We start from the raw sequence: 16,841 nt of genomic DNA, 5'->3' as shown, positions 1-16,841 counted from the left end.
GTCATCACCTTCCATTAAATTTTATGTTTGCGATAAATAATATAACTACGACTTGCATACGTCACCGGCACACTCCACACGTGAACAAGACGCGTAAACGGCCAGCAAGCCATAATCGTAAATCCTAAAAGGACGTGTAATTGAAATGCAAGTGGCACCTCTGTCATCAAACTGGCATCTGGACTTAATGTAAACAACCCTCTAAACCAAATAGAAATCGTTTGACGGTAATCAAACTCTGGCGTTGTCGCATTCGTCACTAATGTGGCATAACAGCCGACAAATACGATAAGTAATAATAAAAAGTTAACGAAAATATCTGACGCCGAACTTAAACGACGAACATTTTGTTTCGTAATCCGACGCGCAGTTAACAAAAACATGCCAATTAATGTTATTATACCAAAAATACTCCCAATATACACTGCACCGATATGATAGACGTGGTTATTCACACCGACCGCTTCTAACCAATGTGCAGGGATAAGTAACCCAACGACATGTCCGAAAAACACAGGAATAACGCCAAGATGAAACAACAAACTGCCCCACTTTAATTGCTTCTTCTCAATAAATTCACTCGATTTTGCAGTCCATGAAAATTGGTCATAACGATAACGTGCGATGTGCCCAATAACAAAAACTGCAAGACAGAGGTACGGAAATATCACCCATAAAAACTGATTAAACATGCTGTGTCACCTCTTTATCTTGTACGATACAACGCTTGAACGTTTCACGAAGACCACGAATTAAATGAGCATATGGATTGCGCTCACTTTCCAAATGTTTCATCATCGCGTACGTTCCATCTTCAATAATCATGATCACGAGTTGTACATTTTCTTGCGCACGTGTATCACCATCAAAGCGTGCTGCATATAAAAATTCCAACATGAGTGGCAAGTAATCCGACAACTCTGACGCTGGCATTTCAAGCCCAAACATTTCATAGAGGACTTTTAACTTCGCCAACATTTGACCGCGTTCTTTTTGTGTATCCAGTTGATTGTAAGTCATATACAAAGTGGCTTTTTCATTAAAATCAAACGTGTCTGTGTAAAAAGCTTGTATTTCTGACAAACTCTTTTCATACATCGCTTCTCGATACGCCACGACATGCGGGAAAGCCGGATGTGTCTCATCAAACACTTCTTCAAATGTTTTAGGGTGGAAAGTCAATTTTTCAGGAAAGCTCAACTGCTGACTCATATAACCGAATGTATCTTTATACGTATTCAACATGTGTAGATCAATCACGGAAAATCCCTCCATAGAAACGCTCATTATACATTTCTTGACCTGTTTTTCCACCTGTACCCACTGGCACGCCGCAACCGTCACAGTTCGCACCGAAATGTTCACCACCGTAACCTTGACTACCTTGTGCTGTGTACGTATCCATGTATTGCTCTTTATGCGATGTCGGAATGACAAAACGATCTTCATGTTTTGCGATGGCAAGTAAGCGATACATATCTTTCGCTTGTCGTTCCGTTAAACCTACACGTGCTAGGCGAGACATATCAAATTCTCGGCCTGTATTTTGTGCACGCATGTAACTTCTCATCATTGCCATCCGTTGAAGTGAGCCTTTCACTGCCACTGTATCTCCAGCTGTAAAAAGTTCTGCTAAATATTGAATGGGCAAGCGCATCTCTTCAATTGCAGGGAATATCGCATCTGGGTTGTTACCCGCATTTTGTCCTTCAAAGTAGTTCATAATCGGACTTAATGGTGGACAGTACCATACCATTGGCATCGTACGATATTCTGGATGTAATGGGAATGCCAATTTATACTCAATTGCTAATTTATAAATCGGTGAATTTTGTGCTGCTTCGATCCATTCTTGAGAAATGCCGTCTTTTTCTGCTTGTTCAATGACTGCTTCATCAAATGGATTTAAAAACAAGTCGAGTTGCTTTTCGTACAAGTCTTGTTCGTTTTCAGCTGATGCCGCTTCTTGCACGCGATCTGCATCATAAAGTAACACACCTAAATAACGCATACGGCCTGTACATGTTTCTGAACACACTGTCGGAATCCCTGCTTCAACACGTGGGAAACAGAACGTACATTTTTCCGCTTTGTTCGTTTTCCAGTTGAAGTATACTTTTTTATACGGACAGCCTGTCATACAGTAACGCCAACCACGACATGCTTCTTGGTCAACAAGGACGATACCATCTTCGTCACGTTTGTACATTGCGCCAGACGGACATGATGCCACACAGCTTGGATTTAAACAGTGTTCACAGAGACGTGGCAAATACATCATAAATGTTTGGTCAAAGTTGAATTTAATTTCTTCTTCAATTTTTTGAATGTTAGGGTCTTGCGGGCCAGTAATATGACCGCCCGCTAAGTCGTCTTCCCAGTTTGGACCCCAATCCAACTCCATACGTTTCCCTGTCATCACGGAATGCGCTTTGGCTACAGGTGTATGTTTGCTTGGTTTCGCTTTTGTCAGATGTTCGTAGTTGTATGTCCAAGGCTCATAATAATCTTGAATGACTGGCATATCTGGGTTGTAGAAAATTTTACCTAATGCAATTTTGTTTAAACGTGTTCCTGATTTGAGCTCTAATTTTCCTTTTTTGTTTAACACCCATCCGCCTTTATATGTTTCTTGGTCTTCCCAACGTTTTGGATAACCAATGCCCGGTTTCGTTTCGACGTTATTGAACCACATATATTCAGCGCCTGGTCGATTGGTCCAAGTACTTTTACATGTCACACTACACGTATGACAGCCGATACATTTATCTAAATTCAATACCATTGCGACTTGTGCTTTAATCTTCAAGCCAATCCACCTCTTTCATCTTTCTTACAGCGACATACACATCACGCTGATTCCCAATAGGTCCATAGTAATTAAATGAATAACTGATTTGTGCATAACCGCCCATCAATTGTGTCGGTTTTAAATGAATTCGTGTTGGCGCATTATGAGAGCCACCACGTGTACCTGAAATGTCTGAGCCTGGTGTTTCGATATGTTTGTCTTGCGCATGATACATAAACATTGTTCCTCGTGGCATACGATGTGACACGACAGCACGTGCAGTGACGACACCATTGCGGTTGTAAACTTCTAACCAATCATTGTCTTGAATATCATGTGCTGCTGCATCTTCATTCGAAATCCAAACAGTGGGTCCACCACGGAATAACGTCAACATATGTTGGTTATCTTGATATGTGGAGTGGATATTCCATTTACCGTGTGGTGTTAAATAGCGTAATACAAGTGCATCAACGCCACCTTTCACCGGCTTATCTTTTGTTCCGAAGACCATTGGCGGTAATGTCGGTTTATAAACTGGCAGTGCTTCACCAAATTGTTGGAACACTTCATGGTCGATGTAGAAACTTTGGCGTCCCGTTAACGTTCTAAATGGTACAAGGCGTTCAATATTCGTTGTAAATGGTGAATAGCGACGGCCTTGTTTATTTGAACCTGGGAACACTGCTGTCGGAATCACTTCACGCGGTTGTGATGTAATGTTCAAGAACGATATTTTTTCAGATGCACGTTCAGATGAAATGTCTTTCAATGGCATCCCTGTTTGTGCTTCCAAATCTTCATATGATTTTTGAGATACGCGACCGTTTGTAGCAGAAGACACGTTCAAAATAACATCGGCCACTTTACGTGCTGTATCGATACGCGGTTTATTATTTTTCACTGTATCGTCTTCCCAAGTACCGACCATACTGCGCAATTCATCGTATTGGTCTTTGACAGAGAAGCTGACACCATGCGCACCGACTTTACCGTTTTCAAGTAAAGGACCAACTGAGATGAACTTGTCATACACATCTGTATACGTCCGATCAACGACTGCAAATGCTGGCATTGTCTTACCTGGTACAGCTTCCACTTCACCTTTCGTCCAGTCTTTCACTTCACCATATGCGAGTGAAATTTCTTGTTTAGAATCGTGTGCAAGTGGTGCAGTGACCACGTCTTTATAAGTTCCTGTTAAGTGCACACGTGCCATGTCTGAAAATGTACGGCTCAACGTTTTGAAAATATCCCAGTCTGAGCGTGATTCCCATAATGGATCAATCGCTGGGTTAAACGGGTGAATAAATGGATGCATGTCTGTTGATGAAATGTCATGTTTTTCATACCACGTTGCTGCCGGTAATACGATATCTGAATAAAGTGGTGTCGCTGTCATACGGAAATCTAATGACACGAGTAAGTCGAGTTTGCCGACTGTATCTTCACCCCACTCAATTTCTGATGGCTTGTCTGTTTCATTTGGTTCAGCCATAAGCGCCGATTTCGTACCGAGTAAATGCTTCATAAAGTACTCTTGACCTTTTGCAGAACTTGAAATCAAATTCGAACGCCATACGAAAAGTGACTTCGGATGGTTTTTACGTAAATCTGGATTTTCAACCGCAAAACGTGTACGGCGTGATTTCACATCGTCAACCGCACGTTTCAAAATGGCTTCATTCGTAAACTCACCCGCATCACGCGCTTCTTCACCCCATAGTAAACTGTTGCGATCAAATTGTGGATAAGATGGCAACCAACCATTACGTGCCGCTAACACGTTGTAGTCTGCTGGGTGTTGTAGTTTAATATTTTCCGCTAATGGTGACGCTAATCGGTCAACACCAGACTCTTCATATTTCCATTGATCTGTCGCAAAATAGAACCAACTTGTCCCGTTTTGTAAACGTGGTGGACCTTGCCAATCTTTCGCAAAGGCAATCGTACTCCAACCTTCAATCGGACGACATTTTTCTTGTCCAACATAGTGCGCCCAACCGCCACCATTCACACCTTGACAGCCACATAAAATAACTAAGTTTAAGATGGAGCGATAGATCGTATCTGAGTTGAACCAGTGATTGATACCCGCACCCATAATGATCATTGAGCGACCGCCAGTATCAATCGCATTTTGCGCAAATTCCATCGCTACTTGCGTCACAGTGCTCGCTTTCACACCTGTAATCTTTTCTTGCCACGCTGGTGTATAGAACGACGTCGCATCATCAAAACCTTTTGCTTCTAATTCCTGATTGAAACGTTTCACACCATATTGGCTCGCCATTAAGTCATATACAGTTGTCACATACGTTGTCTCACCATTTGGTAATGTCACACGACGCGCAGGAATGACACGTTTGAAAACGCCATTGCCATCATTATCAAAGTAAGGAAACTGCATCGTAACCAATTCATAGTCACCGTCAATGACAGTCATCGCTGGATCGATTTGCTCGCCCACTTCATTTTCCAACTTCAAATTCCACTGCTTGCCTTCTTCCCAACGTTGCCCCATTGTTCCATTTGGCACTTGTAGTGAATCTGTTAAACGGTCGATAATCATCGGCTTCCATTCGCTATTTTCAGACGCTTGACCTAAATCACTTGAACGTAAGAAACGACCTGCTTTAAAACCGTTGTCATCTTTGTCGAGACGTAAGATAAACGGCATATCTGAATATTGTTTCGCATAATTGATGAACATTTCTGACGGCTCATCTTCATAGAACTTTTGTAAAATGACATGTGTCATCGCTTGTGCAATCGCCGCATCTGTCCCTGGATTCGGTGCCAACCAATTGTCCGCAAACTTCACATTTTCAGCGTAATCTGGCGCAACAGACACCACTTTTGCCCCTTTATAACGCACTTCTGTCATAAAGTGTGCATCCGGCGTACGTGTGAGCGGTACGTTAGAGCCCCACATCATAATGTAAGACGAATTGTACCAGTCACTTGATTCTGGCACGTCTGTTTGTTCACCCCAAATTTGTGGCGATGCTGGTGGTAAATCCGCATACCAATCATAAAAACTCAACATTTCCCCACCGAGTAACGAAATAAAACGCGCACCCGCCGCATAACTGATCATCGACATCGCTGGAATTGGCGTGAAACCAGCAATACGGTCTGGACCATCTTTTTTAATCGTGTAAATGAGCTGTGCTGAAATGAGTTGAGACACATCTTTCCAATTCGTGCGGACATGTCCCCCTTTACCACGTGCTGACTTATAAATTTTTGCTTTTTCTTCATCTTCTACAATGGATGCCCACGCTTTAATCGGATCTTGATGTTCCTCTAAAGCTGCCGTCCATAACTCCCAAAGCTTACCTCTCACATAAGGATATTTAATACGTAACGGGCTATATTCATACCAAGAAAACGATGCCCCACGCGGACAGCCACGCGGTTCAAACTCCGGCATATCCGGTCCACAACTCGGATAGTCGATTTGTTGATTTTCCCAAGTAATCACACCGTTTTTCACAAATACCTTCCATGAGCATGACCCGGTACAGTTAACACCATGTGTCGTACGTACCACTTTGTCATGACTCCATCGTTCACGATACATCTTTTCCCACTCACGGCTTTTATGTTCTAATACTGACCAATTGCCATTAAATTTTTCAGTCGGTTTAAAAAATTGCATTCCAAATTTAGCCATAGATATCCTCCTTTTTCGCATAGCACGCCCTATCACTCTGATTGTACATTTATTCACAAAATGAAGATATTAGGGAAATACCTAATTCACTAGTGGGAATCCCTAGTGTTTGTTGTGAATTAAAATGAAAAATAGGGAAATGATAACGTAGAAGTTTATGAATAAAAAATATTTCAGATTTTTCTGGCAATTATGAAATTTAAGGTTTATAATTAGTCTATCACATAAAAAAGGGGCTAAAATTATGAATAAAGTAAAAGAATTACCAATTGAAGTCTTGGAAAATTTAGAATCATGTTCATGTGCTTGTGGAACTGTTACTGGTAAAGGATCAGGCGTTTAATTATAGGGAGGTTATTAATATGAGTAGGGTTAAAGAATTGCCAATTGAAGTCTTAGAAAATTTAGAGTCATGTGCATGTGCTTGTGGACAAAAAATAGGAAGTGGTAACGGGAATTAAAAAGGGGCAGTTGTTCCTTTTTAATTTTTCCTTATTTGGAGGGATTTTATGTTTATAGCTGAAGATTTATTATTTATCACCGCTGATAGTAAGTATTTAATTTATAGTGGCTCATATCATAAAGCGTTAATAGTAGATTCTGAAATATTTGCTAACTTACATAAACGCAATTGCAAATATTTTTCACAAAAATATCTGGATAAAGATATACTTGAAAAATTAATAAAGCATGGAATGATATTTAAATCTTATACAGACTATGTTATAAACAATTATTATAATTCTACATTTAAATTTAGAAGCACTGATATTTCAATAAATACCGTTTATTTCCACGTTACTCAACGTTGTAATCTAAAATGTAGCTATTGCTATAATAAAGATAATTTAAATAAAGCTGATATGTTAAAAACTGATACTGTGAAAAGCATTATAGATAAACTTGTAAAAATAAATGTTAAGCACATTAATTTTACTGGGGGAGAAATTTTATTACGTAAAGATATTGAAGAAATAGTGAAGTATACATATGAAAAAGGTATATCTATTGATATTTTAACGAATGGTTTACTACTCAGTAAAAGAAAAAATTTATATAAATACGTTGACAAATTCATAATAAGTTTAGATACATTAATTTCTGAAAACAATAAAAGAATCGGATTGGAAATAGATAAATTATTAAGCAATTTAAATAATATACCTAGTGAGTATAAAAACAAAATTTCAATTAGATCTGTAGTATTTAAAGATAGCAAAGATTGGATTGATGTAAAAAATCACATTGAAAAGACTTTAAAAATGCAACATATTAAGGTTCCCTTCATTCCAAATTCACAAGAAGAAATAAACTATATGCCTGACATGAATTGTTTTGTTAACGACGAAGATAATTGTATTCTAAGTGGAGCAACTTGTGGGGCTAGTTATAAGATATTAGCTATTGACTCGGATGGATGCGTATACCCTTGCCAAACAATGATTAATAAAAAATTCAAACTAGCTAACATTTTAAAAGAAAATTGGATTGAAGAGTTAAAAAATTCACTTTTAGTAAGAAGATTTCAAAACAGAAGTGTTAATACAATACTAGAATGTAGTACTTGTAATATCAGATATATGTGTGGAGGCGGTTGCTCCGCAATAGCAGAAAATTTGTATGGTGATATGAGTGAAAACAGCAAAATATTTTGTGAATTTCAGAAAAAGGTTGCATATAATAAACTTAAAAATGTCGTGAAAAAATATGGATAAGAATCTATGGAACCTACTATCTAACTACTATATCTATGAACTGAAAGACTTTTCTTATAAAAATATAAATCATTTTATAATGGCCCAAAACGATAAATACTTCAAATTTTCATTTAATAAGAATTATTTTTGGAATATACTCGACATATTAGATTTCGACTATTTTGTTGATGATAAAATTCATTTATTAAATTCTAATTCTATCGATTCTAACATTGATTACAGTGGTTCGATTATAACAAGAATAAACAGTTCAAAAAACATTTTCACTGAATTAACTAGATCAAAAATAAATAACATCACTATATATCATGAAAAATATGGAAATCAACACTTTAAAATCCCTAAATTTAACCTAAAAACAAACAGAGTAAATTTTTATATAAAAACTATAGGAAAATGTACGTATATTAAGTGCGAAAGTTTTAAGAATATTATTAACTTAGATTCTCTAAGTAGATATGTACATAATATAATAATTTTAGACTTACGAAGTAATATGGGGGGAACTATAAAATCTGCAATTAATTTTCTTAGCTATTTTATAAGTAATGATGTTAATATGTTTTATTTGAAAAATACTAAAGAGACGTATAACGTAAAATCAATTAAAAAAAGCAAAATTAAGTTTAATCAACTTATTATTTACTATAACAACAAAACATTAAGTACAGCAGAATTAGTAATAAAAGTCCTTGCTAGCAACTTCGATGTATTTTTAATAGGAGAAAAAACAGGCGGTAAGGATATAGTGACCACTATTATCGAATATAACAAAATGTATTTTAAAATTCCTTGCTTTAAATATATAATTGATAATGAATTGGACAAACACTCTTATATACCTAGCAATAACCTTAACTTACTTCCGAAGGAGTTCAGTGATGTTAAATATTTTATTACAAAGTAAGCGTTTTATATTTGTAACCGCATTAATGACCCTTTTCACATCATTATTGACAGTAGCAACCCCTATTCTTTTAACTCAAATATTTTATTCAAATTATGCACTCAATACTCGCACCTTATACATTGTTATTCTTTTTATGACAATTACATATATCATACAAATTATTATGGTTATTGTAAGAGAAAACTTCGCTCTAAAATTTAACAAACGCTATGCCACACACTTATATCAAAATGTACACCAAATGAAGTATGATGAATTATTACAAAAGGAACCTACCTATTTAATCGACCGAGTAGGACAGGCAGTGACGAGTTTATATTTTTTTATTACTCAATCATTGATAGGGATACTTAGCAATGCGCTGATATTAATCATGTGTATAATCATCGTTTTTTATGTCAATGTTTTCATGACATTACTTCTATTTCTGTTAGTCCCTATCAATTTTTTTGGATATAAAATGATTAATGCAAAATTAAAAGAAAAAAGTATACAGATGCAAAAGGAAACTTCAACAGGCTATAAAGAAATCATCGCTGTTTATAAGAATGTTGATACGATGAAACAAGAAAATTTTAAAAGAATTGAGCATATGATATCTCCTTCAATTGAAAAGATATACAAATCTATGGCTAGTGTGAATCAATTCGGTCAGAGTAGTAGCTTAGTCATCAAACTTATTAATACATTCATTCAAAATTTAATGTTTTTTATTTTAGCGTATTTAATTATAATAGGAAAAACAAATGTAGAGGATTTGGTTATCATTAGCGTCATCTTGCCTATTTACTTTATCTCATTACAAGCATTTACAAATGTAAACTTAGAGTTTCGTGATTTACAAGCTTCTAAAGCATTTTTAGATTCTGAAGTGCTAATTCACAGAGAAAATAATCAACATCTAACATTGAAATCCATCGATTCAATTTCATTTGAACATCCATTAATTCAAATCAATGAAAGAAAGTTTAATTATGATTTGAAAAGCCAATTTTTTAAAGGCGATGTCATATTTGTAAGCGGTCCTTCTGGTAAAGGAAAGAGTACATTAATGAAGTCTTTACTTAACTTTCGACCGAGTATAGGTATAAAAATTAACAATATACCTATCGACGCATTTGATAAATATGTATTAAGAGAAAAGATACTTTATATTTCACAAGATATGTCTGTATTACCTATGACAATAAAAGATAATGTACTTTATGGAAAAAATGATGATGCAATAGATTGGAATCAATTCACGGAAAATATTATTTTGAAGAGTATTTTAAATCATAAAAATATAGATGAGGTTGTTTATGAAGGTGGGACTAACTTCTCAGGTGGCGAGAAGCAACGGCTAATGCTTGCCAGAATTCTACATGAAAATGTGGACTGTATTATACTTGATGAGGCGACAAGCCATATTGATAAATCTTTAGAAGATCAAATATTTAGGTTTTTAGTAGAATCATACACCGATAAAATCATTTTTGTCATTTCGCACAATCTAGAAAACAAACAATATTGTAACCAATTCATAGAAATAAATTGATTTTGATTATTAAGCAGGTGTACCTATCAGTACATCATGAGGTATCAGGTTTAATAACTTTTCAAAATAAAGTAACACGTTTATGAAACTAACCAGTCACTCTACTAGTCAAGCTTGAAGTTTGATATTATTTCCCCTTCTTATCATAGATTATGTAGAGACATGATATTCAGTTGCTTCCATTCAATATAATAAATATTTTGTCGAATGCATTGACTTCTAGACAATGTGATTTTAATTTTGAAATCATTTACATTTGTATTTAAAGTAACCAAAGTCCATGCAAACTACTTGACATAAAATAACTAAATTGATATATGTTCTAAACAAACAGGAGAGGTCTTGCCATAAGTAGACATTGAAAAAAGCGGCCACAGCGGTCGCTTTATTTTTATATAATTAGGAGTAATTATGAAATTATATTATGTAAATGCAATTTATGTTAACAAATTAAGAAATATAGATTCTAAAGTACTATTTAATAAATCTACTAGACCTTATTTGAGAATTGTATTGACTATCCATGATATTAATTATTTTGTACCATTAGGTTCTGCCAAAGATGAGAAAAAGTAAACTCTCAACTTTCTATAAAATTATTTAAAATTAATAATACAGATAACAAATTAGGGTATCTGTTCTTTTTTAAACATGATACCGGTTCCTAATCAATATCTTTCAAAATAGATATAGAACAAATCAAAAAGAATGATTATAAATATTATCAATTATTAATTAAGCAATTAATTTTCATAAGACGAGAGAAAAAAACCTTAAACAAAGCTCAAAAAGTATATAATAATACCACGATTAAAAAAATCCCCATTTCCCCTGACATGTGTGTTAACTTTTTATCATTAGAATCAGTGTCAACTCAGTCAAAATACCCTTTTGATTCGCATTAATCTTTTAACTCATATATTAAAAAAATTATTAACTGTTGTGAACCAAAAGCAATACTGCATCTCTCACTAACTTTTAATATTTCAAAAGCCATTTTATCTCTCTAAAATCAAACCGGCTAAAACCATCTACTTTTCTTTTAATTGTGTTTTACGTTTATATAATCAATCTTCATCTTGAAATCATAACTTTCACAAAAATTGTTTGGTGTACTAGCTTTCAATAATTTAGAAAATACCTTTATCATTAATTATGGCGATATAAAATCGAATAGACGCTTTCAAAATAAAATGCTACTTGTCACTATTGAAAAAACACCAAACAACGAAAAATCCTCGTTGCTTGGTGTTTTTATGTTGTGCAGTTTTATTTTATGCACGATGTTTTTGACGTCGTATGATGACTAAACCTGCACCTAACATGAATAAGCCGCCCACGATAGGTGCTTGTTCTGTCACACCTGTGTTTGGTAACTGTTGTGCGCCGTTCTCCGCTGTATCATGACCTGATGCTGAAACATTTTGTGTCATCGCCATATGCGCTTGACCCGTCATTTCTGTCGCATTAGTAGATGTCATGCTCACTGCTGGTGCCATGGATTGAGCCGTACCGGGATGTTCAGACGCTGCGTGCATAGCCGTTTGTTGTGCCTGTCCATCTGCTGTTGGTACTTTTGTCATCGGCACTACTTTTGATGGTTTTGGTTGCGGGAACGGAATCACGTTATCCCCTTTTGATGACGGTGGTGTTGTCTTTGGTGTTTCACTGTTTTGAGCGGGTTTACCGTTAATGATACGTTGGGGTTCTGTTGTCGCATATTGAGATAAATCAGCTGTTTTCAAATAGTTTGCAAAGACTTGTTCAAGTGAAATCCCTTCTTCACGAGGCCCTCCAAACATGTCAAAACCGTCTCCACCTGATGCTGTAAAGTCGTTCATCGCCACTGCATATGTACGACTCATATCTAAGTCTTCAAATTGACCTGTTTGCTTGTTTAATACTCGAATCGCGTTAATACGTTCGCCAGGTGCTTTATTCATATCGAAATAAACTTGAATCGATTTGGATACTTGTAACAGACCGCCATTTGCCGATAATTGCGTTTGACCGTCAGTTGTCATCGTGGGTGCACTTAAACTATGTTCAAAAGCCTTCCACACATCGCTTCCTTTGACTGAAATTTGCGCGATTGTATTGCCGAATGGTAAAACAGTAATGATATCATTTAATGTCACTTTGCCTTTCGCAATCGACGCACGAATGCCTCCACTGTTTGTCACCGCAAAATCAGAGGGACGACTAAAACCCTTTTGACCATACGCTTCCATAGCATCGGTAATCGCATTCCCTAAATTGGTTTCGCGTGTTCTTACATCGTCACGTTCACCTTGAAAATCAACTGTGTTATTCGGAATAATCACCTCTGAAGTTGCCTTTAGAAATGCGTCATTCGCTTTGTCGACTTGTGCTTTTACATCCGCATCAGGCTGCAAACCAGCTAAATTTTTCACGTTTAATAAACTGGCCTCGGCATTTGAAAATTGATTGCCAGACTGTTCAAATGTCAATTTCCCAACATTTGCGAGTGCTGTCCCTGTTTGGGCTAATACGTCTTGATCAAACTTTTGGCCATGTTCAATGACCGTATGCGAATGCCCATCAATTACAAAAATTGGATGATGATATTGTTTGTTTTGACTGAGTTGACGTGTTAAATAATCTCCACGCCATGCTTCTTTGGTTGTCGGATCAATCCCTAAATGAGAGAGCACGACAAACACATCGACTTTCCCATTTAAACGGTCCATTTCGCGTGTCACACTTGTTAAAGGATCTGCAAATGTCACACCGACAATACCTGTTGGACTTGTCTTTGTTTTCGTTTCTGGCGTCGTTACTCCGATCACACCATAACGGACACCATTTTTCTGAATCACGACTGAGGGTTTAAATGCCAATTTCCCATCTTTGTATACATTAGAGCTGACAATCGGAAAGTTGAGCATCCCTTCCAATTTTTTCAATTGATCATAACCAAAGTCGAATTCATGGTTCCCCGCTGTCATGGCATCATAACCGACTGCATTCATCGCTTTTGCCATTTCTTCTCCTTTAGATTGGTTAGATAATGGTAAGCCTTGAAACGCATCGCCCGCATCGACAAGTAAATCCGGATTTTGTTGTTCCTTTAACGTCTTCAACTTCGCCATACCCAGTACACGGTCTTTTTCTTCCACCATGCGGCCGTGAATGTCGTTCGTATGTAAAATCGTATGTGTGGATTTCGTCGTTTCATTTTGCACACCATCCGTTGAAGTCGCTTGTGGTTGTGTTTGTTTAGTCGACAATCTTAACATCATTGGCGTGTCTTTTTCCGCTTGAGCTACATTTTCTGTTGTCGTTGGTGCACTTGCTTGCGTTGTATCACCTTCAGTCGCAGCTTCCATTCCAGTAGGTGTCCCTTCCTGTTTCACAGCCGTCTCACTTTCCGATGGCTTTTGTGCTGCTTCTGCTGTTGTTGCTTGTTGTTGTGATGTCATATCCGGCTGACTCACTTGCGTTGTAGTCTTTTCAGCATTCAATTTCTCTTTAGTCTCCGGTGCTGCCTGTTGCGATGTTTGTTCAGCTGCATCACTTGAAACATTATTGAACACCAACACAGCGATGACTAACATCATCAACAGCATTATACTTTTGAGCCCTATCCTTTTCATATAAAACCTCCTTATTTTCATTACAACTTTATCCTAGCACAAAGCCTCGCCCAATTGTTTAAAATTTTTGTTAATTTGCTGATAAATATAGAAAGGTTTTTGCTTATATTAAAAATGAGGCAGACGATCATTGGACATAATAAACAAATAAACAATTGAATGCATTTGTAGGTATTGATATTAAACGGTATCAATCAGGAACTTCAAAAAGTAGGGATACGATCAACAAAAGAGGAAATAAAAAAGCAAGACGTTTATTGTACTTAATCATTATGAACATTATTAGGGGAAGAAATCATTATCAAAGCCATATTGTGGATTATTATTACAAATTAAGAGAGCAGCCTCATGGGAAACCCCACAAGACTGCCGTAATAGCGAGTATCAATCGCTTATTAAAGACCATTCACTACTTGATAGTCAATGATAAATTATATGATTATCAGAAAGCACCACACTAACGAAACCATATAATCATATACATCATAACACCTTATTCAAAAAGGTAAAAATTGGACGGTCTAGTTCAATAATGTCATTTTGAATTAACACGCCCTTGACTAATCGTAGGAAAGGGAATGGGAAAACTTAATGACCCAGTTCCGTTTATTTTAAATGCTGTTAAACTTTGATAATCCCGCTTCTGAACTTATTTATCTAAGCAATCATCCCTATTCTCACATTGCGATTTCATTTCCAAACAAGGGAGTCGAGTATGCGCATACGTCGAGACTTATCCTAACAATATTCAGAGGCACACATTTTGATTGCGTCCTGAACGAGACTCTTGAGGAATCAGCTGAAGTCGAAAATCCAATTTGGCTTCCATCCAGTGTACACATCAATCAAGCCAAATTGAGTTGAGACTTTCACCCCTTATTCTCCTCTTCCTCTCCCCGCGATTTCATCTCACAAGAGGAGAGATGGCACTTTGAGATTTCTTACATATACAATCAGAAGCACATACTTTGAAATTGCGTCCTGAACGAGACTCTTGAGGGATCAGCTGAACCGGAAAATCCACCAACGCTTCAACAAATCTTATTTTATAATTAAAGCGTTGGTTAGTTGAAGGTTCAGCCTTATTCTCTCTTCCCCCCGCGATTTCATCTCACAAGAGGAGAGCAACTGGTATTTCTTGTGTAGTTAACAAGAAACGCTATAAACAATAATGCCGATTGCTAGAACCGTACAAGACTCCTGAGGGATCAGCTGAAGTCGAAAATCCAATTTGGCTTCCATCCAGTGTACACCTCAATCAAGCCAAATTTAGTTGAGACTTTCAGCCCCTCGGAAAGCGCAGTACGGTTCACGCAATCGGCGTATTAATAAGAGTCATGTCAAAGAAATCTCACGAGTAAATACCATCTCATCTACCCAACGTGCTATCTTCTCCTCTTGTGTCGGATGCAAATCGCTAAAATCACGATCGTCAATCAAAACTGCATGCCCTGCTTCTGCCCATTCATATGCCACTTCAATTGCACGCTGTCGCTCACCTTTAATCAACACCGTGTCAAAATCAGCAGCTGGCTTCAATACCGCTTCATCTAGATCCCTTACTACATGTCCGACAATGGTAATACCTGGCCCCATACGTTCAGGCAATGACGCAATACGGTCTGCTATCGTCGTTACTGTCCCCGTTACGACATGTTGATTCACACGTGTCGCATTAAAAATAATCGCTACTGGAAAATCGATGCCAATTTGTTGTTGAATCGTACGCATGAGTTCGGGTAACCGTTTAATGCCCATATAGATGGCGAGTGTGCCGTCATTTGCGAGTGTCGTCAAATCGATATCGTTTTCTTCATTATTTTTAAAGTGGCCTGTCGTAAAAGTGATGTGTGTCGCTACCCCTCGCTCAGTTAATCCACGGCCCAACTGACTCATCGCTGCACTCGCCGCAGTCACACCCGGTACGATTTCAAATGGAATTTCGTGTGCGCGTAACGTATCGACCTCTTCTGTGACGCGCCCAAATATTGCAGGGTCGCCCCCTTTCAAGCGAACGACCACTTGTGCCGTTTGCGCCTTTTCCACTAACAATGCATTAATGCGCGCTTGCTTCGTTGTACGGGTATAAGGAGTTTTACCCACATGGATCCACTCTGCATCTGGGCGTGATGATTGTAACAAGAAGGGATTCACGAGTTGATCATATAAAATGACATCCGCTTTTTGAATACAACGTTCAGCTTTTTTCGTCAACAAACATGGATTGCCCGGACCTGCACCGACTAAATACACTTTTGTCGCTACTTCCGTTAAGGCAGACATACATAAATATCTCCATCCACCACTTCAACAGGATATGTCGCGACACAACCTTCATCCGGCTCTTGCACTTCACCCGTATTTAAATCAATCTTTTGGTCGTGCAGTGGACAAAATACATAATGCTCGCTTACTGTGCCTTCAGATAAAGGCCCTTGTTGATGCGGACACACATTATGAATTGCTTTAATGTCGCCATCTTCTGTTAAAAACAATGCGATAGGCGTCTCACCGACATAGACTTTTTTACCGATTAATGGTTCTAAATCTGTTAACCTCGCCACTTTAACTTTTTGTTGTAACATCGCC

General features: G+C 37.3%; 12 protein-coding genes and 1 pseudogene. 6 read left to right on the top strand and 7 right to left on the bottom strand.

Annotation, left to right across the window (positions count from 1 at the left end; all coding sequences use genetic code 11):
* Positions 1-14: 14 nt before the first annotated feature.
* Genes narI through EL101_RS02280 form a run of 4 tightly spaced genes read right to left on the bottom strand, consistent with a single transcriptional unit; the run spans position 15 to position 6,470 of the window.
* On the bottom strand, positions 15-692 hold the full coding sequence (narI, locus tag EL101_RS02295; protein ID WP_096596226.1) for a respiratory nitrate reductase subunit gamma: 678 nt from the start codon (positions 690-692) through the stop codon (positions 15-17).
* Positions 685-1,260, bottom strand: a complete 576-nt coding sequence (gene narJ, locus EL101_RS02290) for a nitrate reductase molybdenum cofactor assembly chaperone (RefSeq protein WP_096596227.1) — start codon at positions 1,258-1,260, stop codon at positions 685-687. Before narJ ends, narI begins: the two co-directional genes overlap by 8 nt.
* Complete coding sequence (gene narH / locus EL101_RS02285; RefSeq protein WP_096596228.1) at positions 1,253-2,809, bottom strand: nitrate reductase subunit beta; 1,557 nt, start codon at positions 2,807-2,809, stop codon at positions 1,253-1,255. The genes narJ and narH overlap by 8 nt, the downstream gene beginning before the upstream one ends.
* A complete protein-coding gene (locus EL101_RS02280) occupies positions 2,799-6,470 on the bottom strand; it encodes a nitrate reductase subunit alpha (RefSeq protein WP_096596229.1) in 3,672 nt (1,223 codons plus the stop codon). The genes narH and EL101_RS02280 overlap by 11 nt, the downstream gene beginning before the upstream one ends.
* Positions 6,471-6,979: 509 nt before the next feature.
* Between EL101_RS02280 and EL101_RS02275 the strand changes: the two genes are divergently transcribed.
* The 5 genes from EL101_RS02275 (at position 6,980) to EL101_RS13650 (ending at position 11,540) form a co-directional block, all read left to right on the top strand.
* Positions 6,980-8,185 (top strand): radical SAM/SPASM domain-containing protein, encoded by a 1,206-nt coding sequence (locus EL101_RS02275; protein ID WP_096596230.1) that lies wholly within the window; start codon positions 6,980-6,982, stop codon positions 8,183-8,185.
* The gene (locus tag EL101_RS02270) at positions 8,178-9,095 is read left to right on the top strand and encodes a S41 family peptidase (RefSeq protein ID WP_096596231.1); all 918 of its coding nucleotides are present in this window, start codon (positions 8,178-8,180) and stop codon (positions 9,093-9,095) included. Before EL101_RS02275 ends, EL101_RS02270 begins: the two co-directional genes overlap by 8 nt.
* Positions 9,070-10,635: an ATP-binding cassette domain-containing protein gene (locus EL101_RS02265; RefSeq protein WP_164715562.1), complete on the top strand. Its 1,566-nt coding sequence runs from the start codon at positions 9,070-9,072 to the stop codon at positions 10,633-10,635. Before EL101_RS02270 ends, EL101_RS02265 begins: the two co-directional genes overlap by 26 nt.
* 411 nt (positions 10,636-11,046) lie before the next feature.
* Positions 11,047-11,211 (top strand): type III toxin-antitoxin system ToxN/AbiQ family toxin, encoded by a 165-nt coding sequence (locus EL101_RS13655; protein ID WP_258026466.1) that lies wholly within the window; start codon positions 11,047-11,049, stop codon positions 11,209-11,211.
* Between the two features lie 95 nt (positions 11,212-11,306).
* The gene (locus tag EL101_RS13650; protein WP_338419001.1) at positions 11,307-11,540 is read left to right on the top strand and encodes a type III toxin-antitoxin system ToxN/AbiQ family toxin; all 234 of its coding nucleotides are present in this window, start codon (positions 11,307-11,309) and stop codon (positions 11,538-11,540) included.
* 369 nt (positions 11,541-11,909) lie between these two features.
* Here the strand turns inward: EL101_RS13650 and EL101_RS02255 are convergent, their stop codons facing one another.
* Entirely contained in the window at positions 11,910-14,252 is a 2,343-nt protein-coding gene (locus EL101_RS02255) for a 5'-nucleotidase C-terminal domain-containing protein (protein ID WP_096596233.1), read from the bottom strand.
* Positions 14,253-14,395: 143 nt separating this feature from the next.
* Here EL101_RS02255 and EL101_RS02250 point away from each other — a divergent pair.
* Positions 14,396-14,713: pseudogene (locus EL101_RS02250) on the top strand (transposase); the annotation flags it as partial.
* 874 nt (positions 14,714-15,587) lie between these two features.
* Here the strand turns inward: EL101_RS02250 and cobA are convergent.
* Both cobA and nirD read right to left on the bottom strand, forming a co-directional pair.
* Entirely contained in the window at positions 15,588-16,535 is a 948-nt protein-coding gene (gene cobA / locus EL101_RS02245; RefSeq protein WP_096596234.1) for a uroporphyrinogen-III C-methyltransferase, read from the bottom strand.
* Positions 16,523-16,837: a nitrite reductase small subunit NirD gene (nirD, locus tag EL101_RS02240; RefSeq protein ID WP_096596235.1), complete on the bottom strand. Its 315-nt coding sequence runs from the start codon at positions 16,835-16,837 to the stop codon at positions 16,523-16,525. Before nirD ends, cobA begins: the two co-directional genes overlap by 13 nt.
* Between the last annotated feature and the right edge of the window lie 4 nt (positions 16,838-16,841).

The organism is Staphylococcus delphini (assembly GCF_900636325.1).
In the GTDB taxonomy this organism is placed as follows: domain Bacteria; phylum Bacillota; class Bacilli; order Staphylococcales; family Staphylococcaceae; genus Staphylococcus; species Staphylococcus delphini.
The sequence above is the reverse complement of the archived record's forward strand: the minus strand, read 5'-3'. Positions and strand labels throughout refer to the sequence as shown.